This window comes from Couchioplanes azureus (assembly GCF_014648355.1).
Taxonomy (GTDB): domain Bacteria; phylum Actinomycetota; class Actinomycetes; order Mycobacteriales; family Micromonosporaceae; genus Actinoplanes; species Actinoplanes azureus.
Map to the genome: position 1 here is coordinate 112,611 of NZ_BMQY01000005.1, position 19,711 is coordinate 132,321.

Sequence of the window (19,711 nt, forward strand, 5' to 3'; positions counted from 1 at the left end):
GCGACCCGGGAGCCGCGGACCGGTGCACCGTGCGCGAGGATGGTCGGATGCGGATCGTGGTCCTGACCGGGGGGATCGGCGGCGCCCGGTTCCTGATGGGCGTGCGCGCACACGCGCAGGCCATCGGCGCCGACGTCACGGCGGTGGTGAACGTGGGCGACGACGTGCGCCTGCACGGCCTGCAGATCTGTCCCGACCTGGACAGCGTCATGTACACGCTGGGCGGCGCGGCCGACCCCGGGCGCGGCTGGGGGCGGGTCGGCGAGAGCTGGGTCGTCAAGCAGGAGCTGGCGAGGTACGGCGCCGAGCCCGGCTGGTTCGGCCTCGGCGACAAGGACGTCGCCACGCACCTCGTGCGGACCACCATGCTCAACGCCGGCTATCCGCTCTCCCAGGTGACCGCGGCGCTCTGCGACCGCTGGCAGCCGGGGATCACGCTGCTGCCCGCGACCGACGACCGACTGGAGACCCATGTGGTCGCCGACGTCGACGGCGAGCGCAAGGCCATCCACTTCCAGGAGTGGTGGGTCCGCCACCGCGGAAAGGTGCCGACGCACCGGTTCGTCTTCGTCGGCGCGGAGGCCGCGAAGCCCGCCGCCGGGGTGCTGGAGGCCGTCGCGGGCGCCGATGTGGTGCTCGTGGCGCCGTCCAACCCGGTGGTGTCGATCGCGCCGGTTCTCGCCGTACCGGCGCTGAAGCAGGCCGTGCTGGACGGCCCGGCGCCGGTCGTCGGGGTGTCGCCGATCATCGGTGGCGCGCCGGTCCGGGGCATGGCCGACCGCTGCCTCGCCACGCTCGGCGTCGAGGTCAGCGCGGCGGGGGTGGGCGGCCTCTACGGCGCCCGGACGGCAGCGGGCCTGCTCGACGGCTGGCTGGTGGACACCGCGGACGCGGGCGCCGAGGTACCCGGGGTCCGCACGCGGGCGGTGCCGCTGTGGATGACGGACGAGGAGGCGACCTCGGCGATGGTCGCGTCCGCGCTGGAGCTGGCGGGGGTCTCTTGATGGATGGGCTGGAGATTCTGCCGGTGCGGGGCATCGGCGACGTGACCGCCGGGGACGACCTGGCGGAGCTGATCACCCGCGCCGCGCCGTGGCTGCGCGACGGCGACGTGCTCGTGGTGACCAGCAAGATCGTGTCCAAGGCGGAGGGCCGGCTGGTCGAGGTGCCCGCCGACGGGCCGGAACGCGAGGCCGCCCGGGCCGAGGTGCTGGCCTCGCAGACCCGGCGCGTGGTGGCCCGGCGCGGTCCGACCGCGATCGTGCAGACCCACCACGGCTTCGTGATGGCGGCGGCCGGGATCGACGCCTCCAACGTCGACAAGACCCACCTGGTGCTGCTGCCGGAATCGCCGGACGAGTCGGCCCGGCGGCTGCGCGCGGCGTGCGCGGCACGGGGCCTGCAGGTGGGCGTCATCGTCTCGGACACCATGGGCCGGGCCTGGCGCAACGGGCTCACCGACGTCGCGCTCGGCGCCGCGGGAATCGCGCCGTTGCGCGACCACCGCGGCGAGATCGATCCGTACGGCAACGAGCTGGAGCTCACCGAGATGGCGGTGATCGACGAGCTCGCGGCCGCGGGCGAGCTGGTGAAGGGCAAGTGCGACCAGGTGCCGGTCGCCGTGGTGCGCGGCTACCCGGGCGCCGGGGTGGCGGAGACGCCGGGCGCGGACGTCCTGCTGCGCGACGCGGCCAGCGACATGTTCTCTCTGGGTACGGCCGAGGCACGCGCCGAAGGGCTCCGCGCGGCCGCCGCCCTGCCGCAGGCCGCGACGGACGCCCCGGCGGACGCCGACGCCGTACGGCGGGCGATCGGCACGGCCGGCCTCGACGGCTCGGTCGCCGTGCCGTCGCCGCAGACCCTGCGCTGCACCGCCACGGACACCACGCCGGCCGGGTTGATGCGCTTCGGCGCGGACGTGCACCGGCTGCGCGCGGCGCTGGCGGCCGAGGGGCTCGCGTCCGCGGTGGCCTACGACGAGGGCGGCGCCACCGTCGCCGTCTCCGCGGCGGCGCCATGAGCCTCTACGCCGACACGCTCGGCATCCTCACCGGCTGGCGGGCCACCTCGGCGGCCGCCGATGCCGCCCGCGCCCGCACGCTCGGCCTGCTCGGCGCCGGTCCGGTCGCGATGACCCGGGCGCATCGGCCGGGGCACGTCACGGCCAGCACGCTCATCGTCGACGAGCGCCGCCGCGTGCTGCTCTGCCTGCACGGCCGGCTCGGCCTGTGGATGCAGGTGGGCGGGCACTGCGAGCCGGGCGACGCCTCGCTGGCCGCGGCCGCGCTGCGCGAGGCGACCGAGGAGTCCGGGATCGCGGGCCTGCGTCTCGACCCGGAGCCGATCGATGTGGAGGTGCACGCCGTGCGCTGCGCCCCGGCCGACGCCCAGCCGGCGGAGGCGTCCTGGCACTACGACGTCCGGTTCCTCGCGGTCTGCCCGCCGGGCGCCGTCGAGCAGGTCAGCGAGGAGTCGGCGGAGCTGGGCTGGTTCGCGGCGGACGAGCTGCCGTCCCCGCTGGCGGACGGGGTCGTGCAGCAGCTCGCCCCCGCCTTCGCCAGGCTCGCGGCCGCCCGTCAGATGTAGCCGACCTCGCCCTTCTCCTTGAGGTCGTCGACGATCGACTTGACCTCCTGGGCGCGGTCGCGCGGGCAGACCAGGACCGCGTCCGGGGTGTCGACCACGATCAGGTCGCGGACCCCGAGCGCCGCCACCAGGCGGCCGGAGTTGGGGACCACGACGAGGTTCTCGGCCTCGCGCAGGATCACGCCCGGCTTCGCCTGGGCGTCCTGGCCGACGACGACGTTGCCCGCGTGGTCCGAGGCGAGCACCTCGCCGAGGGTGTGGAAGTCGCCGACGTCGTTCCAGCCGAAGTCGCCGGGGACCGTGCCGACCCGGCCCACCGCCGACGCGCCCTCCATCACCGCGTAGTCGACCGAGATGCGTGGCAGGGTGGGCCACACCTCGCCGAGGACCTCCTCCCGCGAGGGCGAGTCCCAGGCCTGGGCGATGCGGGAGATGCCGGCGTGCAACTGCGGCTGCTGCCTGGCCAGTTCCGTGAGGAACACGTCGACCCGCCAGACGAACATGCCCGCGTTCCACAGGTAGTTGCCGGAGTTGACGTAGCTCTCGGCCACCTCGTACGACGGCTTCTCCTTGAACTCCTCGACCGCGAGGACGGCGCCGTCGCCGACCGGGCCGCCGCACTGGACGTAGCCGTAGCCGGTCTCGGGCCGCGTCGGGGTGATGCCGAGCGTCATCAGCAGGCCCTGCCGGGCGCCGCTCATCGCCTTCTCGATCACGGCGATGAAACGCTCGCCGTCGGCGATGAGGTGGTCGGCCGCGAAGGAGCCCATCACGGCCTCCGGCTCGCGGCGGGCGATCACCGCCGCGGCCAGGGCGATGGCCGCGCACGAGTCGCGCGGCGAGGGCTCGACGAGGATGTTCTCCTCCGGTACGTCGGTGAGCTGGCGCGACACGGCCGCCGCGTGCGCCACGCCGGTCACCACGTACACCCGGGAGCAGTCCGTCAGGGGCATCAGGCGCTCGACGGTCGCCTGCAGCAGGGACGCCTCGGTGCCGGTCAGCGGGTGCAGGAACTTCGGGTGGCCGGCACGCGACAACGGCCAGAGGCGTGTTCCACTGCCACCTGCGGGGATGACGGCGTACAGCCCGCCCGAATTCTCACTCATGCGCACGGATTGTAACGAATGGTCACGCCGCCACGCGGTTCCACGTCGCGACGTGCACCTCGGCGCTGGACGCCCAGCTGAACTCCTTGGCCCGGTCGAAGCCCGCCTTGGCGAGGGTGAGCCGCCGGGGCTCGTCGTGCAGCAGGTCGGCGAGGTCGGCGGCGATCCGGTCCGGGTCCTCGGTCGTGTACGCCACCGCGTCGCCCCCGACCTCCGGAAGGGACAGCCGCGGCGTGGTCAGCACCGGCGTGGCGCAGGCCATCGCCTCGAGGATCGGCAGGCCGAAGCCCTCGCCGAAGGACGGGTAGCAGGCCACGAGCGCACCGCCGAGGAAGCCGGGCAGGTCCGCGTAGCGCAGATATCCGGGGCGCAGCAGCCGCAGGTGCGACGGCACCTCCGCCACCGCGCGGTCGATGTCGTCGTCGTGGCCCTGACCGCCGGCGATGACGAGCGCCGGCGGATGCGGCCAGTCGGCGACCGCCCGGGCCCAGCCGCGGATCAGGTTGGGCACGTTCTTGCGCGGCTCCTTGGCGCCGAGGAAGGCGACATAGCCGGCGTCGCCGAGGCCGAGCCGGGCGCGGACCCGGGCCTTCTCCTCGTCGGTCGGCGCGTGGAAGGCGGACTGGTCCACCCCGTGGTAGGCCACGTCGATGTGCGTCGGGTCGGCGTCGAGCAGCCGGATCAGCTCGTCGCGGGTCGCCTTGCTGGGCACGATCACCCGCGCCGCGCGGCGCAGGGACGTCTTGATGGCGCTGCGGAAGAAGGTCCGCTTGGTGTTGTCGTAGTGCTCCGGCTCGGTGAAGAACGTCGCGTCGTGCACGGTCACCGTCACCGGGCAACCCGCTCGCAGCGGGCAGGTGTAGAAGGGCGAGTGCAGCACCTTGGCGCCCACCTGCTGAGCGAGCAGCGGCAGCCCGGTCTGCTCCCAGGCGAGGCGCGCGGGGCGGTGCGCGACCGCGGACGGGCCGGCGATGACCTCGGCGCCGGGGAGCATCCGGGAGTAACGCTCCGCATCCGAACGCTGGGCCACGACCGCCAGATCGACGCGCTCCGATCCCATCGCACCGAGGGCGCCGAGCAGTCCGTCGACGTATCTGCCCACCCCGCCTCGATCGGCGGGGACGCTCGTGGCGTCGACGAGGACTCGGGGCGGGCGACCGGCGGTCACGTGGCAACTCCTCACATCTGTGGGCCAGACCACTGGCAAGGGTACGCCGCTCGATGCTTGATGTGGGGACCGCGGCACCCCCCGACATCTCTTAGTTATGAGCTCTTTCCCAGCTCGATCCGCGCCGACACCACCCAATCACTGTCAGTAATACGACTATCGTCGGGAGCGATGAACGAGACGATTCCGGCGGCCTTCGCGGCGGCGGTGCACGCGGACCCGACCACGCCCCTGCTCACCTGGTACGACGACACCACCGGCGACCGCACCGAGCTGTCCGGCGCCACGATGGACAACTGGGTGGCGAAGACGGCGAACCTGCTGGTCGACGGCGCCGGGCTCGGGCCGGGCGACGCGGCCGCGGTGCTGCTGCCCCCGCACTGGCAGACCGCGGCGATCCTGCTCGGCACCTGGACGGCGGGGCCGGCCGTGCACCTGGGCCCCGGCCCGCGACCGGTGGACGTCGTGTTCGCCGGCCCGGCGACCGCCGAGGCGGCCGGCGCCTGGCCGGCCGGGGACCGCTACGCGACCGGCCTGCTGCCGCTCGCCATGCCGATGCGCCCGCTCCCGGCCGGGTTCGCGGACTACACGATCGAGGTACGCGGGCACGGCGACCGCTTCACCGCCTACCAGCCGGTGACGCCCGACGACCCGGCGCTCGGCGCGACGAGCCACCGGGAGATCTCCGCGGCGGCCACGGCCCGCGCCCGCGAGCTCGGCATCACGCCGGGCGCCCGGGTCCTGATCGACGCCGCCGCCCGTCCCGATCCGCTGGACTGGCTGCTGGCGCCGCTCTACGCGGGAGCGAGCATCGTTCTGTGCGCGAGCCTGGACCCGGCGGTCGCCGAGCGGCGGGCCGCGGCGGAACACGTCACCCTGACCCTCTGATCAGGCGTTGCGGCCCTTCGCGTAGTCCTCGAAGGCGGTGAGCGACTCCGGGTTGGCCAGGGCGCCCTTGGCCGCCGCCCGGTCCGCCGGGGTGCCGGTGAGGATGCGCTTGACGGGCACCTCGAGCTTCTTGGCCGACAGCGTGCGGGGCACCGCCCGTACCTGATGGATCTCGTCGGGGACGTGCCGCGGCGACAGCGCGGCACGCAGCTCCCGCCGGATCCGGTCGCGCAGCGCGTCGTCCAGCTCCAGACCCTCGGCGAGCACCACGAACAGCAGCAGTTCGTCCTGCTCGTCCAGGTGCACGACGACCGAGTCGGCGATCTCGTCGATGCCCTCCACCACCGAGTAGAACTCGGCCGTGCCCAGCCGCACGCCGCCCCGGTTCAGGGTGGCGTCGGACCGGCCGGTGATCACGCAGCTGCCGTCCTCGCCGATGGTGATCCAGTCGCCGTGCCGCCAGACCCCCGGGAAGACGTCGAAGTACGCCTCGAAGTAACGGCGGCCGTCCGCGTCGTTCCAGAAGCCCACCGGCATGCTCGGCATCGGCGCCGTGATGACCAGCTCGCCCAGCTGGCCGATGACCGGCTTGCCCTCCGGGTCGTACGCCTCCACCCGCGCGCCCAGGGCACGGCAGGAGATGACGCCCTCGACCACGGGCAGCAGCGGCGTCCCGCCGACGAAGCCGGTGCAGACGTCGGTGCCGCCGGAGAGCGACTGCAGTTGCGGTCGGTCGCCGAGCACCTCGTAGATCCAGCGGTAGCCCTCGGGAGGCAGCGGCGCGCCGGTCGAGCCCACCCCGCGGACGACGTTCGCCGGGGGCCGTACCCCGGCCTTGCGGCAGGCGAGGATGAACGGTGCGGACGTACCGAAGAAGGTGACCCCGGCGTCGGCGGCGAGCCGCCAGAGCGCCCCCAGGTCGGGGTGGCCCGGGTTGCCGTCGAAGAGCACGATGGCCGCGCCGACCGCGGGGCCGGAGACCAGGAAGTTCCACATCATCCAGCCGGTGGTGGTGAACCACAGGAAGCGGTCGCCGGGGCCGAGGTCGTGGTGCAGCGCGAGCATCTTCAGGTGCTCCAGCAGGATGCCGCCGTGGCCGTGCACGATCGGCTTCGGCAGGCCGGTGGTCCCCGAGGAGTAGAGCACGTAGAGCGGGTGGTCGAACGGCACCGCGGCGAAGGTGAGCGGGTCGTCGCCGTCCAGGGTGTCCCAGTCGCCCTCGGCGCCCAGGTACGGGATCGTGATCAGGTGCTCGACGCTGGGCAGCGCGGCGTGGATCGCGGCGACCTCGGCGCGCCGGTCGATCGCCTTGTCGCCGTAGCGGTAGCCGTCGACGGCGACCAGGACCCGCGGCTCGATCTGCGTCCACCGGTCGATCACGCTGCGCGAGCCGAACTCCGGCGCGCAGGAGGAGAAGATCGCGCCGAGGCTCGCCGTCGCCAGCATGAGCACGTACGTCTCGGGGATGTTGGGGGCGTAGGCCGCGACCCGGTCGCCGGCCCCGACGCCGAGCCGGCGCAGCCCGGCGGCGACCTTGCGGACCTGCTCGCGCAGCTGCGCGGCGGTCAGCGTGACCGGCTCGCGGGTCTGCGAGTACGCGAGGACGACCGGCTCGTCGTCGCCGAGCCCCGGCATCCGCAGCACGTGCTCGGCGTAGTTGAGCGTGGCGCCGGGGAACCAGCGGGCTCCCGGCATGGCCGCGTCGCCGAGCGTCGCGGTCGGCTCGCTGTGGGCGATGATCTCGAAGTAGTCCCAGACCGCCCGCCAGAAGCCGGAGAGGTCGGTGACCGACCACTCCCACAGTCCGGCGTAGTCGGCCACCTCGACGCCGCGCTCGGCGCGCAGCCAGGTCAGGAACCGCCCCATCCGGGAGGTTTCGAGAACGTCCGCCGGAGGCTCCCACAGCACTGTCATGTCGACACCTTAACGTTCACTCAGCGGGTGTCTCACTCTGCTGGTGTCGAGCGGGCGTCCTGGATCGCCTTGCGGCGGGCGAGGCGGTGCTCGCGCCGGATGATCGCCTCGCGGAAGCGGCGCTCGTCGTCGGGCGACTCGGGCAGGACCGGCGGGGTCGGCCGCGGCTGGCCGGAGACGTCGACGCCGACGAACACCAGGTAGGCGGTCGCCACGGTGATCGGTTCGCCGCCGGCGGTGTCCCACCGCTCCGCGGTCAGCCGTACGCCGACCTCCATCGAGGTGCTGCCGGTCCAGTTCACCTGCGCGTACGCGTGCACGAGATCGCCGACCCGCACCGGCTCGGCGAAGACGATCTCGTCGATCGCCGCCGTGACCGCGGTGCCGCCGCTGTGCCGGGCCGCCGCCGCCCCGGCCACGTCGTCGACGAACTTCATCAGCACGCCGCCGTGCACGGTGCCGTACAGGTTGACGTCGACCGCGGTCATGATCCGGCTGAGCGTGACGCGCGAGTGCGAGGTGGGCAGGCCCACCGGCTGATCACTCATGCCCGTTACGTTAGTTCCTCCCGCCCGCCGGACCTCGGCGCCCGCCCTCCGGCGCCGGTCCAGCGCAGGGGGACTCGACCGAAAGTACGTATCATTCCGCCGAAAGGCCCAAAAGCGAGCGTAATGCCCACCGGGTGGCCGGCCGGGCAGCGAAGCTGATCCGTCAAGGGGGAACGGGCTGCGCCTCGAGAAAGGGCCCGGTCATGACCACGCTCCTCATCGCCGAGGACACCGACGACGTCCGCATGGTCCTGCAGCGCCTGTTCACCCGCGCCGGATTCACCGTCCTGGCGGCGGAGGACGGGCGCGCCGCACTGGAACTGGCGCGCCGGCAGCCCCCGGACGTCGTGCTCACCGACCTCGACATGCCCCACCTCGACGGCCTGGAGCTGTGCCAGGCCATCCGCCGGGACCCCGAGCTGAGCGACATCCCGGTGGCCATCCTCAGCGGCGGCATCCAGCCCGGCGACCCGCGCTTCGCCGACGGGCAGGTGTGCGGGGTCCTGCTCAAGCCCTTCTCCAACACCGATCTGGTGGAGGCCGTGCTCCACCTTGCCGAGACCGGCCATCACCAGCACCACAACGAGTCGTCGGCCTGCCCGTACCGTCTCGCGTCCTGACCGCCGTCCATCGACCAGGTCCCCTCGGCGCCCGGGTGCGGCGTCCGCCAGGTGCGCCTGCCCGCCCCGAGCAGCTAGGTTGGTCACCGACCGAGTGACGACGACGGGGACGGGCAGCGGTGAGTTACGGGGACAACCGCGTGGGAGACGCGCGCAGATTCCTGGGCGACGTGGAGGACCTGGTGTCCCGCGCCGCCCCGGGCCGGCCGGTGCGCGGCCTGGAGCAGATCGACGGGACGGACGGCTCCGGCACCGTCTACGGCGTCGTCGACGTGACCGGCGCGCTGCTGCGGATCGGCCTGGACGACTCCTGGTGGGAGCAGGTCGGGCCGCGCGCCGTCGGGAGCGCGATCCTGCAGGCCGTGCGCTCCGCCAAGGACAAGGCGGCCGCCGCGCGGATGATGCTCCAGCAGCACGGTCACGAGGTGCCCGCTCCCGCCTACGATCCGGCGTCGGCGTTCACCGACATGCCGCCCGTCCCGCTGCCCGGGTACGACAGCGAGCGGTTCGAGGATGCGCTGGCGCGCAACCTGCGCCGCGCCGAGCAGATCATGACCAACGCCGAGCGGGTCAGCCGGCTGCGCGACTCCGGCGCCGAGCGCACCGTCAGCGGCCCCCGCGGGCTGTTTCATGTCGTGCTCAGGGGGTCACAGATCGTCGAGGCCCGGGTGGACACCTTCATGGTCGGCCCGGACAGCGGGACGGAGCTGGCGCTGGACGCGCTGGACGCCCTGCGGGCGGTGCAGTCGCCCGCGGTCCTCACGGGGGAGGCGTAGATGCCCGACTACAACTGGTTCTCCGACGAGAACATCCAGGTCGCCGCCGACGGCATCCGTGCCGAGGCGAAGAAGTGGTACGAGTTCTCCGACCGGATGACCACAGTGTCCCACGCGGCCAAGGACCAGACGCTCAGCGTCGCCGCGTTCGTCGTCACGGACATCACGGGCGTGGTCACCGCCGCCGACCTCAGCTCGGCGTACAACCAGATGTACGAATGGCTGAACGGGCTCTTCACGCAGGCGACCGACGAGTTCGACAAGTTCGGCAAGGCACTGATGCAGATCGCCGACTGGTACGAGCAGAGCGACGAGAACACGGCCCAGAACTTCGACGAGATCGCCTCGTCGTGACGGGGACCGACGGACGGGGGAAGGACCGATGACCAACCCGGCACCTGGCGGCTCGACCGGCGCCGCGCCCGACGGCAACCAGTTCGCCCAGGGCACGCTGGGCTCGTTCCGCGCGGCCAAGGATCTGCTCTCGCAGCTGGTCGACAAGATCCGCAAGGAATGGGACGCGATGGTGGCGCGGATCAACGCGCTGCTGGAGCGCCTCGAGCACGAGCTCAACAACGACAGCATCTGGGCCACCATCTCCGAGTGGTGGACCGAGAAGATCAAGAACGCGGTCGAGAAGATCCACAGCCTGGTCAAGCAGATCGGCCAGCAGGTCTCCGAGGTGCTCGCCTCGCTGGACAAGGTGGTGGCCGGCTCGGTGCCGGTGCTGTCGCTGTTCGAGGTGGGCCTGGACTGGGCGGTGAAGGTGAACACGCCACTGTCCGACCTGGGTCCGGACATGACCGGCTCCGGCGCTGTGGACGCCTGGCGCGGCCCGGCGAAGGAAACCTACGAGAAGCGGGTACGCGACCAGATCGACGCCGTGGAGGCGACCACCGGCAAGGTGAAGACGGTGGGCAACTGGCTGGCCGAGGTGGCCGCCGCCAACACCGCCTACATGGTGAGCATGGCGGAGCGCGGCGCCGAGGTGGTCGGCGCCCTGGTCGCGATGGTCATCGACGCCACCGAGACGGCGGCCGGCGCGGTCACCCAGGTCGTCATCACTCTCCAGCACACCTCCGAGCTGATCGGCGAGATCGTCAAGCAGACCCTGCAGTACCTGGCGAACCTGGCCAACCGGATGGCCGAGGTGATCAAGCAGATCACCGCGGTGGCCGGCGAGTACGGCGACCACACCGGCCTCCCCGGCGGTAAGTGGCCCACCCCGGTGAACGCATGAGGCCCGGTGAACGCGCATGAGGCCCGGTGAACGCATGCCGCCCGGTGACCGCATCAGGCCCGGTGTCCGCGGCGTCCTCGCCGCGGCGGCGCTCGTGCTGAGCGCGGCCGGCTGCGGCACCGGCGTCGACACCAGCCCGGTGGAGAACCCGGTCACCGGCTCGGCCCCGGCGCCCGCCGCAACGGCCGGCCTGCCGTCCGCCCCCACCGCCGGCCTGCCGCCGCCGACCGGCAAGTGGGCCGGGCTGACCGCGAAGTGCCCGGCGCTCACCGGTCCGGTGGCCACCCGGCTCGGCGTCGCCGGCGCCGGCCGCCCCACCGACGAGTACGGCGACTTCGGCGACATCGTCCGCGCCGACTGCGCCTGGGGCTCGACCGACGGCAAGGGCACCGCGGCCACCGCACGGATCAGCATCTACCAGCGGCAGGAGGGCGCCGACGCGGAGTGGTCGGCGCTGCGCACCGGCCAGACCGACCCGGTCGCGGGGCTGGGCCGCGAGGCGTTCGCGTCCCGCGAGCCCGACGGCATGACGGTCCGCGTGCTGTCCAACAACGCCGTGGCGATCGTCCGGCTCCGGCCCCCGGCCCCGCCGGCCTCCGCGGACAGCCTCGCCGAGCTGCGCGACCCGGCCGTCGCCCTCACCAAGGACGTCCTCGATGATCTTCGCTGAGCTCGCATGACGGCGCCGCGGCCGCCGCGCTGGTTCTCGGCCGAGGACATCGTCCACGGCCGGGTCAGCCTCGCCGGCTACCCGTTCCGCTACATCTGGATCAACGCGACCCCGTCGAGCGGCTTCCGGGTCACCGTGGCCAGCGGCTCCACGGTCGCCGCCATGGTCGACATGGTCTTCACCGCGGCCGAGATGCTGGAGGCCGAGGGTTGGCAGGTCGTCAACTTCGAGCAGGAGGGCAAGGTCGCCTACCTGCGCCGGCCGGACTAGCCGCGGCCCACCGGCCGGGTCGGCCGCGTCGCGACGGGAGGCGGGGTTCTGCGGTCGCCGCCACCCGCGACGCCCCACACGGCGGCGGCGAGGACGAGCACGCCGCCCACGATCTGCAGAGCCGACAGGCCCTTGTGCAGCAGCAGCGCCGTCGCGGCGACGCTGACCACGGGCTCCACCACGCTGAGGATGGCGGCCTGGGCCGGCCCGACCGCCGCCATCCCGGCGAAGAAGCAGCCGATCGCCACGATGGTCGAGATCACGGCCACCCCGGCCACCGCCGCCCAGCCGCGGGGGCTGATCGTCAGGTCGACGGCCCCGCGGGCGACGCCGGTCACCGCGAACGACACGGCGGCGAAGGCGATCACGTACGCGGCGGTGGTGAACGGCGGCAAGGTGCTGGAGAAGCGGTCTCCCGCGACGATGTAGACCGCGTACGTGAGGGCCGCGCCGAGTGCCAGCAGCACGCCGGCCAGCCGGACCTCACCGGTCGGTGCGCCCAGCACGATGACCACGCCGACCAGTGACAGACCGATCGACGCGAGCCGGGTCAGCGATGGCGGCGTCCGCTCGACGACGGCGGTGAGCAGCACGACGAGCGCGGGATACAGATAGAGCAGGAGGACCGCCAGGGTCGGCGAGATGTAGCGGACCGCCGAGAAGTACAGAGTGGACTGCGCCGCGTACAGCACCCCGCCGAGCACGGCGAGCCGGGCCAGCGCCCGCCGGCCCGGCCACACCAGCCTCCGGGTGAGGGCCAGGTAGCCGAGCAGCGCCGCCGCGGCGATGGTGAACCGCAGCAACAGCAGGGTCTGTACGCCCATGCCCTCGGCGTACGCGTACTGGGCGAAGATCGGCATGAGGCCGAAACCCGCGGCGGCGACGACGACGAGCAACCGCCCGCGCAGATCAGTCCACGACACGGCGACCATCATCTACTTGTGGCCCTTCGCCGTCAGCGGCAGGACCTCGCATCGCTTCGGCCGTTCCGCCGGCAGCAGCTGCCGGAGCAGGTCGCGGCGCAGTGCCGCACCGGTATCGGTCCGGTCGGTGAACAGGCGTACCCGGATCTGCGGCTCGCCGTGCTCGTCCGGCGCGCAGGTGACCTCGGCGGACGCGACGCCGGGAAGCGCCTCGGCGACCCGGCGGACCGAGCGCAGCGACACCTTGCTGCCGTGCACCACCACGGAGTCGGAGCGCCGCGCCTGGAAGTGGAGATATCCGTCCGGATCGATCCGGAAGATGTCGCCGGTGGCGATGCGGCCGTCGGGCAGGATGCGGCTGCCGGCCACCGCGTCCGTGCGGCCGACCTTGCGCACCATCCGGGTGTCGGTGCTCACCAGCAGTTCCCCGGCGCCGTCGGCGCCGTCGCCCAGCGCCACGCCGACCCCGTCCAGCGGCAGGCCGACGGAGGACCAGCGGTGCGGCGGCTCGCGGTGCGCGGCCAGCGTGCTGACCCGCGGCCCCGCCTCGGTCAGGCCGTAGGTCAGGTAGACCTCGACGCCGGGGCAGTGGTCGAGCAGCCGGGCGACGTCGGCGGCCGCGAGCGCGTCCCCGCCCACGGTGAGCATCCGCAGCGGCGCCGGAGGCTTCCACTCGGCGGCCAGCAGCGTCCGGACCATGTACGGCGTCAGCGATGCGCTGCTCGCCTCGCTCGCCTCGATGGCGGCCGTGAACCCGGTGGGGGTGAAGGGTGGACCGGTGACCGCCAGCCGGGCACCCGTCACCAGGGCGGCGAGCGCCTGGGCGACGAGTGCGTAGGAGAAGTGCAGGGGCAGGTTGGCCAGCACGGTGTCGCCCTCGCGCAGCCCGACCGCGGCGGCGTGCCGGGACGCGTTGCGCACCAGCGACCGGGTCTCGTGCAGGCATCCACTGAGGATTCCGGAGGTGCCCGAGGTCAGGATGATGACGTGGTCCGGGGCGTACGTGGTCGCCGTCGCGCCGAGCAGCCGCAGCTCGACGCCGCCCCAGCGGTGCCGGGCCACGGCCTCGGGCAGCAGCGGCGCGGGGGCCGGCACGACGACGGCCCGGGCGCCCAGCGCCTCCGCGTTGCTCCGCAGCCGCTCCGAGGTGATCGCCGGCGACATGAGGACGGGCACGGCGCCGGCGAGCAGGGTGCCGAGGAACAGGTGCAGGAGGCCGGCCCCGTTGGGGGCCACGATGAGTACCGGCTCTCCGGGGGCGATTCCGGCGGCGTGCAGGCCCCGGGTGACGTCGTCGAGCCCGGTGACTGCCGCGCCGGAGGGGTCGCCGAGGTCGTGCACCGCGCTGAGGAATCGCGCCGCCGCGGCGTACGTGACGGATGCGCTCACGACCCGCTCCCCCCGTGCACGACCGCCTCGGCGACCTCCGGGCCCTCCGGGCCGCCGCGGTGGGTGACGGTGACGACGTAGCGGCACGGGCCGTCCAGCCAGTCCTGCCGGATGACCGGCACCGGCCACGCCTGCTCCGGTGGCATCGACAGGGTGAGGCTGGGACCGCGGAAGCCGTACTCGATGCAGACGAGTCCGGCCAGCGAGCCGGGATTGGCCCCGGCGAAGCGCAGCGGCGACACCCGGCCGGCCGCCGCCGTCCGGCGGATGGCGCGCATGGTGCGGGTGGTCGCCGTCGCGCTGATCGCCAGCACGCCGACGTCCTCCCCCGCCTGGGCCACCGCCGCGCCGGCCTCGCCGAGCGCGGCGGCGACCGCCTCGACGGCGAGCCACGCCGCCGGGTCGGCGTAGAACGAAGGCCGGCTGTGCCGGGCGGCGATGTCGTCGGTGAGCGCCACTTCTCCGCGGCCGAGCAGCGGGGGTCCGATCAGGACGGTCATCGCGCATCCCCGAATACCAGGCAGGTGTTGAAACCGCCGAAGCCGAGCGTGAGGCTGAGCGCCAGGCCGGGACGGATGGCGGCGGGCGCGCCGGCGGCGACCGGCAGACGCAGGCCGGGCCGGGGCCGTTCGAGGCCGGCGACGGGCGGCACCCGCCGGGCCCGCAACGCCAGCACCGAGGCGATCGCCTCCAGCGCCCCGGTGGCACCGAGACTGTGTCCGAGGGCCGCCTTGGTGGCGAACACCGTCGGCGGAGCGGGGAGCGCGCCGAACAGCTCGTCGAGACCGGCGGCCTCGGCCTCGTCGTTCGCCGGCGTGCCGGAGCCGTGCGCGTTGATCACGCTGACGTCCCCGGCGTCGCGGCGGCAGGCGGCCAGGGCCCGCCGCACGGCCAGGACGAGGCCGCGCCCGCTGGCGTCGGGGGCGGTCAGCCCGGCCGCGTCGTTGGAGGCGCCCGAGCCGAGCACCAGCGCGTGGGTTCCCGGCTGGTCCGCCGCACCGGACCGCAGGACGAGGGCCCCCGCCCCCTCGCCGAGCAGCATCCCGTCGCTGCGCGCGTCGAACGGCCGGGTCACCGTGGGCGACATGGTGCCCAGGGTCGTGTGGCCGTACCGCTTCGCGGGGGTCAGCACGTCGGCACCGACGCAGACGGCGGTGCCCGTCTCGCCGGCCGCGACGAGCCGCGCGCCGAGGGCCACCGCGTCGGAGCCCGACGAGCACGCCGTGGTGAGGGAGATCGGTGGCCGGCGGACGCCCACGGCGGTGGCCACCTCCGCCGCCCACCGGTCCAGCTCACCGGTGGACTCGTCGTCGAGGTGCGCGCCGTAGCTCGTACCGAGCACCAGCAGGACGTCCTCGGCCCGGCCGCTCAGCCCGGCTTGCGCGAGGGCGGCCTCGATCGCGCGCACGGCGAGCGCCGTCTGCCGTGCGGCGGCCGGCACGGTCAGCGGCGGCTCGGGCACCACGGCCACCAGCGGATTGCGTACGGAATGAGCCGCCGGCCACACCCCCAGGCCGGTCTCGCCGTCGAGCAGGCGCCGCCACACGCCGGTCAGACTGTCGCCCAGCGGGGTGGTCCAGCCCATGCCGGTGACCCGGACGGGCTCTACCACAGCTGCCGTCCCAGCTCGGCCACCTTCGTGCGCACCAGGGAACCGCGGAACGCGCCGACTGCGGCACCGTCCACGGTGGCCCGGCAGGAGAAGTGGCACGACGGACCGTACAGCCGGTCCACCTTGAGATCGAAGATCACTTGGTCGCCCGGGACCACGACCTTCATGAAGCGGCTGCGCACGGAGCCGATCAGGGTCAGCTCGTCGTCCGCCAGCTTGGAGGTGCTCAGCTGGTACAGGATGATCGCGGACTGGGCGAAGGCCTGCATGAGGTGGCTGCCCGGGAAGATGGCCCGCTCGGGGAAGTGCCCGGCGATGGCGTCCATGGTTCCGGAGACGGACATCAGGCTGCGCATGGATTCGCCCGGCACGTAGTCGACGACCCGGTCGATGTAGATCATCGGATGCCGGTGGCGGAGCCAGTCCTTGAGCTCGGAGAAGCCGATCGTGCGGGTGGAGGGGTCTGCGAGGGTGTCGGTCACCGTGGGTCGTCCTTTGCGTCGCGGAGGATGGTGCGCATCCAGCCGGGTAGCGGGGCGGGTTTCTGGTCGGTACGGCGTACGGCGCAGAGCCGTAACGTGCCGTGGGCGAGCGGCGTGGCCGGGCCGGGTGCGACGCGGGCGATCTCGCCCGCCAGCCGGCAGGACGCGCCGCCCACCTGGTCCACCGAGACCTGGATCGCCAGGTCGTCGAGGAAGCGGGCGGGCGCCAGGTAGGTCATCCGCAGGTCGGTGACGGCCAGGTCCAGGCCCTCGCCGAGCAGTCGGTGGACGCCCGCGCCGAGGGTCTCGAGGGTCTCCAGGATCGCGGTCTCCAGCAGCGACGCGTAGCGGCTGAAGTGCACCACCCCGGCGGCGTCGGTGTCGACGTGCTCGACCCGCCGGGTCACCGCGGGCACGCCCGTCGTCACGGTCATCCGAGCGTCTCCCGGAACCGGCGCGAGCCCTCGGCCAGCCGTTGCAGCAACTCGGACGCCTCGATCTCGGTGATGATCAGCGGCGGCGCGATGCGCATCGTGGGGAAGACGTACCGCAGGCCGCGGGTACGGCGGCCCGCGCCCGCCATGAACTCGACGTAGACCCCGCTGCGGATGACGGCCTCCCGCAGGTCGGTGAGGCGCCGGGCGGCCGGCTCGGTGAGCTCCAGCCCCTGCATCACCGCGAGGCCGCGGGCCTCCCGGTACAGCTCCGGGAACTCGGCGACCAGGCCGTGCAGGCCGTCGGCGAGACGGCGGCCGATGCCGGCCGAGTGGGCCAGGAGCTTGTCGTCGTTCATGACCGCCAGGCCCTCGCGCATCACCGCGCACGTCAGGGGCCGCAGGTCCGAGGTCGCCACGGCCCCCGAGCTGCGTACGGCGAGCGCGCGCCGGGCGATCACCAGGGACGCCGAGACCGCGCCCATGCCGATGCTCTTGCCGATCACGGTGATGTCGGTCGGCACGGGGCCGAGCGAGTCGGTCATGGCGAAGTAGTCGCCGCTCTTGGCGAAGGTCAGGATCTCGTCGGCGGTCAGCAGCGCGCCGTGCTCGGTGCAGAGCCGGGCGAGCTCCCGCAGGTAGCCGTCGGCCGGCACCAGGATGCCCGCGTCGCCCTGCACCGGCTCGACGACCACGCCGAGAACGCGGTGACCGTGCTCGGCGAAGTAGTCGCGCAGAACCTCGGCGTCGCCGAACGGGAGGTGCTCGACGCGGACGCCGTAGGGCTTGGCGACGTCCGGGACGGGCAGGCCGACCCGGTAGTGCCGCCGGTTGAGCAGCGGCACCAGGCCGGAGGTCCAGCCGTGCCAGGCACCCTCGAAGGCGAGGATGACGTCCCGCTCCGCACGGCCGGCGGCCGGGCGCAGGGTACGCGAGTCGAACCGCGCCTCCAGCATGAGCCGCAGCGCCAGCTCCATGCCCTCGGAACCGGAGTTGCGGCTGCTGACGTGGTATTCGCCGCCGGGGAACCGGGCGGACCAGCGGCCGTCGTCGCCGAAGAGCTCGGTCAGCAGCCGGGCGCGTTCCAGCGACCCGACCTCGTCCGTGGCGTATCCGGCCTCCTCGACACCGCGGCGCAGCGCCTCGCCGATCCTCGGGTGGCCGGCGCCGAGGCAGGCGCTGGCGTATCCGCCGCTGGCGTCCATCACGTCCAGGACCCGGCCGGCGTCGGGGCCGTCGACCACGGCGAGCCGCTGGTGCACTCCCCGGCCGGAGAGGACGGCGTACGGCAGGCGCCGGCCGCCGTAGTGGTTCATGTGCAGGTCGCTTCCGGCCCGCAGCAGGCCGAGCTCGCCGGCGGTGAGGCTGCCGCTCACGCCGGGACGCCCTGCAGCTTGCGCACGAGGTTCGCGACGGAGCGCACCGTGCTGAAGTTCTCCGGGGTGAAGTCGTCGTCGCCGATCTGCACGGCGAACAGGTCCTCGCACTGGACCCGCAGCTCGACGAAGCCCAGCGAGTCGAGCCCGTACCCGTCACGCAGGCTCTCGTCGAGGTCGATCCGGTCCGCCGGGGTCTCCACGAACAGTTCGGTGTTCATGATTTTACAAATGGTCTGCTCGACGTTGTCGGACATGCGTCACACTCCTTTGTCAGCGTTTTGTAAGCGTTGCGTAAATGCGCAATCAGGCCCACGAGGATTCCGCTCGATTTGCGCCGATTAACGGACAAAAGCGCTGGCTACGACGCCCTGACCAGGCAAAACACCCTGCCGTCGGCTTGGATCGCTCGCGGCGAACGCGAACCGATCCTCACGCGGTGCGTCGACCGGCCACAAGGGACTGTGACGCGGATCATGTCCTATTGCCCAGGGCGCGACGGCAACCGATATTGCATTCATGGATGCCGAAGAAAAATCGATCATGAATCGCCGCCGCCGCCATTCACCGCGACATTTTGCCCAGGGCACTACGGTGGGCTGGTGAATACCGGTGCGGCCGAGGTGGTGGTGGTCGGCGGCGGGGTGGTCGGAGTCAGCGTGCTCTACCACCTGGCGCTGGCCGGTTGCCGCTCGGCCGTCCTGCTCGAGCGTGCGGAGCTCGGCAGCGGCTCGACCGGCGCCGCCGCCGGAGGCTTCCGGGCCCAGTTCTCGGACCCGCTGAACATCGCCGTCGCGCTCGACAGCAACGCCGTCTTCCGGCGGTTCCGGGACACCTTCGGCGTCGACATCGGACTCCGCGAGGTGGGCTACCTGTTCCTGCTGAGGGAGTCCGACGTCGCCGCGTTCCGGTCGTCCACGGCGGTGCAGCGCGCCGCGGGCGTACCCGTGCAATGGCTGGAGCCGCGCGAGGCCGCGCGGCTGGTGCCGGGGCTGGCCACCGACGACCTCGCCGCCGCCACCTACTGCCCGACGGACGGCCTGGCCACCCCGCAAGCGGTGGTGGCCGGCTACGCCGCGGCGGCGCGCGGTCTCGGCGCGACCATCGAGCAGGGACGTACGGTCCGGGCGATCCTCACCGGCGCCGGCCGCGTCACCGGCGTCCGGACGGACTCCGGCGATCTGCACGCCCCCACGGTGATCCTGACGGCCGGAGTCTGGTCACCCGCGCTCGCCGCCACGGCCGGGCTGGCCCTGCCGGTGACGCCGCAGCGGCGCTACGTCTACTTCGCCGACGCCCCGCCGGCGATCGGCCCGGACTGCCCGCTGACCATCGACTTCGCGACCAGCCTGTACTTCCACGGCGAGCGCACCGGCCTCATCATGGGCGGCCCGTGGCCCACCGCCGAGGAACTGGCCGAGCCCGCCGTCCGGCGTCTGCCGGCCCTCGCCGACGTCGGGATCCGCAGCCAGTGGTCCGGCCTGTACGAGATGAGCCCCGACCACAACGCCGTCGTGGGCGCCTGCAGCACGCCGGCGGGACTCCTCTACGCCACCGGCTTCTCCGGCCACGGATTCCAGCAGGCGCCCACCGTCGGCCGCTGTCTCGCCGCGCTCGCGCTCGGCCTGGCGCCACCGCTCGACCTGTCCGCGCTGAGCGTGCAGCGATTCGGCGCCGCGGCCGCCCGCCCCGAACTCAACCTGGTGTAG

The 19,711-nt window shown here is 73.2% G+C and carries 23 protein-coding genes; 11 read left to right on the top strand and 12 right to left on the bottom strand.

Translation table 11 applies throughout. The features are described 5' to 3' along the window. The first annotated feature begins 47 nt into the window (after window positions 1-47). Genes cofD through IEY99_RS19060 form a run of 3 tightly spaced genes read left to right on the top strand, consistent with a single transcriptional unit; the run spans window position 48 to window position 2,586 of the window. Window positions 48-1,004: a 2-phospho-L-lactate transferase gene (gene cofD / locus IEY99_RS19050; RefSeq protein ID WP_189205062.1), complete on the top strand. Its 957-nt coding sequence runs from the start codon at window positions 48-50 to the stop codon at window positions 1,002-1,004. After that, window positions 1,004-2,020: a coenzyme F420-0:L-glutamate ligase gene (locus IEY99_RS19055; protein WP_189205064.1), complete on the top strand. Its 1,017-nt coding sequence runs from the start codon at window positions 1,004-1,006 to the stop codon at window positions 2,018-2,020. The genes cofD and IEY99_RS19055 overlap by 1 nt, the downstream gene beginning before the upstream one ends. Further along, complete coding sequence (locus IEY99_RS19060) at window positions 2,017-2,586, top strand: NUDIX hydrolase (protein WP_189205065.1); 570 nt, start codon at window positions 2,017-2,019, stop codon at window positions 2,584-2,586. The genes IEY99_RS19055 and IEY99_RS19060 overlap by 4 nt, the downstream gene beginning before the upstream one ends. On the opposite strand, the gene IEY99_RS19065 is transcribed toward IEY99_RS19060, so the two are convergent. Together IEY99_RS19065 and IEY99_RS19070 are read right to left on the bottom strand one after the other, a co-directional pair. Next, window positions 2,577-3,692 (bottom strand): mannose-1-phosphate guanylyltransferase, encoded by a 1,116-nt coding sequence (locus tag IEY99_RS19065; RefSeq protein WP_189205066.1) that lies wholly within the window; start codon window positions 3,690-3,692, stop codon window positions 2,577-2,579. The two genes, IEY99_RS19060 and IEY99_RS19065, sit on opposite strands and share 10 nt — an antisense overlap. A gap of 22 nt (window positions 3,693-3,714) precedes the next feature. Next, on the bottom strand, window positions 3,715-4,860 hold the full coding sequence (locus IEY99_RS19070; RefSeq protein ID WP_189205067.1) for a glycosyltransferase family 4 protein: 1,146 nt from the start codon (window positions 4,858-4,860) through the stop codon (window positions 3,715-3,717). Between the two features lie 171 nt (window positions 4,861-5,031). On the opposite strand from IEY99_RS19070, the gene IEY99_RS19075 reads away from it, so the two are divergent. Beyond that, on the top strand, window positions 5,032-5,748 hold the full coding sequence (locus IEY99_RS19075; RefSeq protein WP_189205068.1) for a TIGR03089 family protein: 717 nt from the start codon (window positions 5,032-5,034) through the stop codon (window positions 5,746-5,748). Here the strand turns inward: IEY99_RS19075 and IEY99_RS19080 are convergent, their stop codons facing one another. Both IEY99_RS19080 and IEY99_RS19085 read right to left on the bottom strand, forming a co-directional pair. Then, the gene (locus IEY99_RS19080) at window positions 5,749-7,662 is read right to left on the bottom strand and encodes an acetoacetate--CoA ligase (RefSeq protein WP_189205069.1); all 1,914 of its coding nucleotides are present in this window, start codon (window positions 7,660-7,662) and stop codon (window positions 5,749-5,751) included. A gap of 32 nt (window positions 7,663-7,694) precedes the next feature. Further along, the gene (locus IEY99_RS19085) at window positions 7,695-8,210 is read right to left on the bottom strand and encodes an acyl-CoA thioesterase (protein WP_189205070.1); all 516 of its coding nucleotides are present in this window, start codon (window positions 8,208-8,210) and stop codon (window positions 7,695-7,697) included. A gap of 203 nt (window positions 8,211-8,413) precedes the next feature. Between IEY99_RS19085 and IEY99_RS19090 the strand changes: the two genes are divergently transcribed. The 6 genes from IEY99_RS19090 (at window position 8,414) to IEY99_RS19115 (ending at window position 11,786) form a co-directional block, all read left to right on the top strand. Further along, the gene (locus IEY99_RS19090) at window positions 8,414-8,830 is read left to right on the top strand and encodes a response regulator (protein ID WP_189205071.1); all 417 of its coding nucleotides are present in this window, start codon (window positions 8,414-8,416) and stop codon (window positions 8,828-8,830) included. A 140-nt stretch (window positions 8,831-8,970) separates the two neighbouring features. Next, window positions 8,971-9,606 carry a hypothetical protein gene (locus tag IEY99_RS19095; protein ID WP_189205073.1) on the top strand — a complete coding sequence of 212 codons (636 nt, stop codon included), beginning with the start codon at window positions 8,971-8,973 and terminating at the stop codon, window positions 9,604-9,606. Further along, window positions 9,607-9,960 carry a type VII secretion target gene (locus IEY99_RS19100; protein WP_189205075.1) on the top strand — a complete coding sequence of 118 codons (354 nt, stop codon included), beginning with the start codon at window positions 9,607-9,609 and terminating at the stop codon, window positions 9,958-9,960. 28 nt (window positions 9,961-9,988) lie between these two features. After that, window positions 9,989-10,846: a hypothetical protein gene (locus tag IEY99_RS19105; protein ID WP_189205078.1), complete on the top strand. Its 858-nt coding sequence runs from the start codon at window positions 9,989-9,991 to the stop codon at window positions 10,844-10,846. Between the two features lie 34 nt (window positions 10,847-10,880). Further along, complete coding sequence (locus IEY99_RS19110) at window positions 10,881-11,516, top strand: hypothetical protein (RefSeq protein WP_189205080.1); 636 nt, start codon at window positions 10,881-10,883, stop codon at window positions 11,514-11,516. A gap of 6 nt (window positions 11,517-11,522) precedes the next feature. Then, window positions 11,523-11,786 carry a hypothetical protein gene (locus tag IEY99_RS19115; RefSeq protein ID WP_189205082.1) on the top strand — a complete coding sequence of 88 codons (264 nt, stop codon included), beginning with the start codon at window positions 11,523-11,525 and terminating at the stop codon, window positions 11,784-11,786. Here the strand turns inward: IEY99_RS19115 and IEY99_RS19120 are convergent. From IEY99_RS19120 to amcB, 8 genes are read right to left on the bottom strand one after another with little or no spacing between them, the layout of a single operon-like run. After that, window positions 11,783-12,709 (bottom strand): DMT family transporter, encoded by a 927-nt coding sequence (locus IEY99_RS19120; protein WP_189205084.1) that lies wholly within the window; start codon window positions 12,707-12,709, stop codon window positions 11,783-11,785. The two genes, IEY99_RS19115 and IEY99_RS19120, sit on opposite strands and share 4 nt — an antisense overlap. Before the next feature lie 12 nt (window positions 12,710-12,721). Continuing rightward, entirely contained in the window at window positions 12,722-14,098 is a 1,377-nt protein-coding gene (amcH, locus tag IEY99_RS19125; RefSeq protein ID WP_189205085.1) for an adenylate-forming 2-oxoglutaryl-ACP ligase AmcH, read from the bottom strand. Next, the gene (amcG, locus tag IEY99_RS19130; protein WP_189205086.1) at window positions 14,095-14,598 is read right to left on the bottom strand and encodes a cispentacin moiety biosynthesis protein AmcG; all 504 of its coding nucleotides are present in this window, start codon (window positions 14,596-14,598) and stop codon (window positions 14,095-14,097) included. The genes amcH and amcG overlap by 4 nt, the downstream gene beginning before the upstream one ends. Beyond that, window positions 14,595-15,710, bottom strand: coding sequence for a cispentacin biosynthesis acyltransferase subunit AmcF (gene amcF / locus IEY99_RS19135; RefSeq protein WP_189205087.1), 1,116 nt, complete (start codon window positions 15,708-15,710; stop codon window positions 14,595-14,597). The genes amcG and amcF overlap by 4 nt, the downstream gene beginning before the upstream one ends. After that, a complete protein-coding gene (gene amcE / locus IEY99_RS19140) occupies window positions 15,704-16,192 on the bottom strand; it encodes a cispentacin biosynthesis cyclizing decarboxylase AmcE (protein WP_229798964.1) in 489 nt (162 codons plus the stop codon). Before amcE ends, amcF begins: the two co-directional genes overlap by 7 nt. After that, entirely contained in the window at window positions 16,189-16,626 is a 438-nt protein-coding gene (locus IEY99_RS19145; protein ID WP_189205088.1) for an acyl-CoA thioesterase, read from the bottom strand. Before IEY99_RS19145 ends, amcE begins: the two co-directional genes overlap by 4 nt. Then, on the bottom strand, window positions 16,623-18,002 hold the full coding sequence (amcC, locus tag IEY99_RS19150; RefSeq protein WP_229798966.1) for an amipurimycin biosynthesis protein AmcC: 1,380 nt from the start codon (window positions 18,000-18,002) through the stop codon (window positions 16,623-16,625). The genes IEY99_RS19145 and amcC overlap by 4 nt, the downstream gene beginning before the upstream one ends. Beyond that, the gene (gene amcB / locus IEY99_RS19155; RefSeq protein WP_189205089.1) at window positions 17,999-18,259 is read right to left on the bottom strand and encodes a cispentacin biosynthesis acyl carrier protein AmcB; all 261 of its coding nucleotides are present in this window, start codon (window positions 18,257-18,259) and stop codon (window positions 17,999-18,001) included. Before amcB ends, amcC begins: the two co-directional genes overlap by 4 nt. Before the next feature lie 345 nt (window positions 18,260-18,604). Between amcB and IEY99_RS19160 the strand changes: the two genes are divergently transcribed. Continuing rightward, on the top strand, window positions 18,605-19,711 hold the full coding sequence (locus IEY99_RS19160) for an NAD(P)/FAD-dependent oxidoreductase (RefSeq protein ID WP_189205090.1): 1,107 nt from the start codon (window positions 18,605-18,607) through the stop codon (window positions 19,709-19,711).

Excerpts from the sequence above, each read along its gene's own strand:
- cofD (WP_189205062.1), top strand. The coding sequence starts at position 48 with ATGCGGATCGTGGTCCTGACCGGGGGGATCGGCGGCGCCCGGTTCCTG.
- IEY99_RS19055 (WP_189205064.1), top strand. The coding sequence starts at position 1,004 with ATGGATGGGCTGGAGATTCTGCCGGTGCGGGGCATCGGCGACGTGACC.
- IEY99_RS19060 (WP_189205065.1), top strand. The coding sequence starts at position 2,017 with ATGAGCCTCTACGCCGACACGCTCGGCATCCTCACCGGCTGGCGGGCC.
- IEY99_RS19065 (WP_189205066.1), bottom strand. The coding sequence starts at position 3,692 with ATGAGTGAGAATTCGGGCGGGCTGTACGCCGTCATCCCCGCAGGTGGC.
- IEY99_RS19075 (WP_189205068.1), top strand. The coding sequence starts at position 5,032 with ATGAACGAGACGATTCCGGCGGCCTTCGCGGCGGCGGTGCACGCGGAC.
- IEY99_RS19080 (WP_189205069.1), bottom strand. The coding sequence starts at position 7,662 with ATGACAGTGCTGTGGGAGCCTCCGGCGGACGTTCTCGAAACCTCCCGG.
- IEY99_RS19085 (WP_189205070.1), bottom strand. The coding sequence starts at position 8,210 with ATGAGTGATCAGCCGGTGGGCCTGCCCACCTCGCACTCGCGCGTCACG.
- IEY99_RS19090 (WP_189205071.1), top strand. The coding sequence starts at position 8,414 with ATGACCACGCTCCTCATCGCCGAGGACACCGACGACGTCCGCATGGTC.
- IEY99_RS19100 (WP_189205075.1), top strand. The coding sequence starts at position 9,607 with ATGCCCGACTACAACTGGTTCTCCGACGAGAACATCCAGGTCGCCGCC.
- IEY99_RS19105 (WP_189205078.1), top strand. The coding sequence starts at position 9,989 with ATGACCAACCCGGCACCTGGCGGCTCGACCGGCGCCGCGCCCGACGGC.
- IEY99_RS19110 (WP_189205080.1), top strand. The coding sequence starts at position 10,881 with ATGCCGCCCGGTGACCGCATCAGGCCCGGTGTCCGCGGCGTCCTCGCC.
- IEY99_RS19115 (WP_189205082.1), top strand. The coding sequence starts at position 11,523 with ATGACGGCGCCGCGGCCGCCGCGCTGGTTCTCGGCCGAGGACATCGTC.
- amcG (WP_189205086.1), bottom strand. The coding sequence starts at position 14,598 with ATGACCGTCCTGATCGGACCCCCGCTGCTCGGCCGCGGAGAAGTGGCG.
- IEY99_RS19145 (WP_189205088.1), bottom strand. The coding sequence starts at position 16,626 with ATGACCGTGACGACGGGCGTGCCCGCGGTGACCCGGCGGGTCGAGCAC.
- amcB (WP_189205089.1), bottom strand. The coding sequence starts at position 18,259 with ATGTCCGACAACGTCGAGCAGACCATTTGTAAAATCATGAACACCGAA.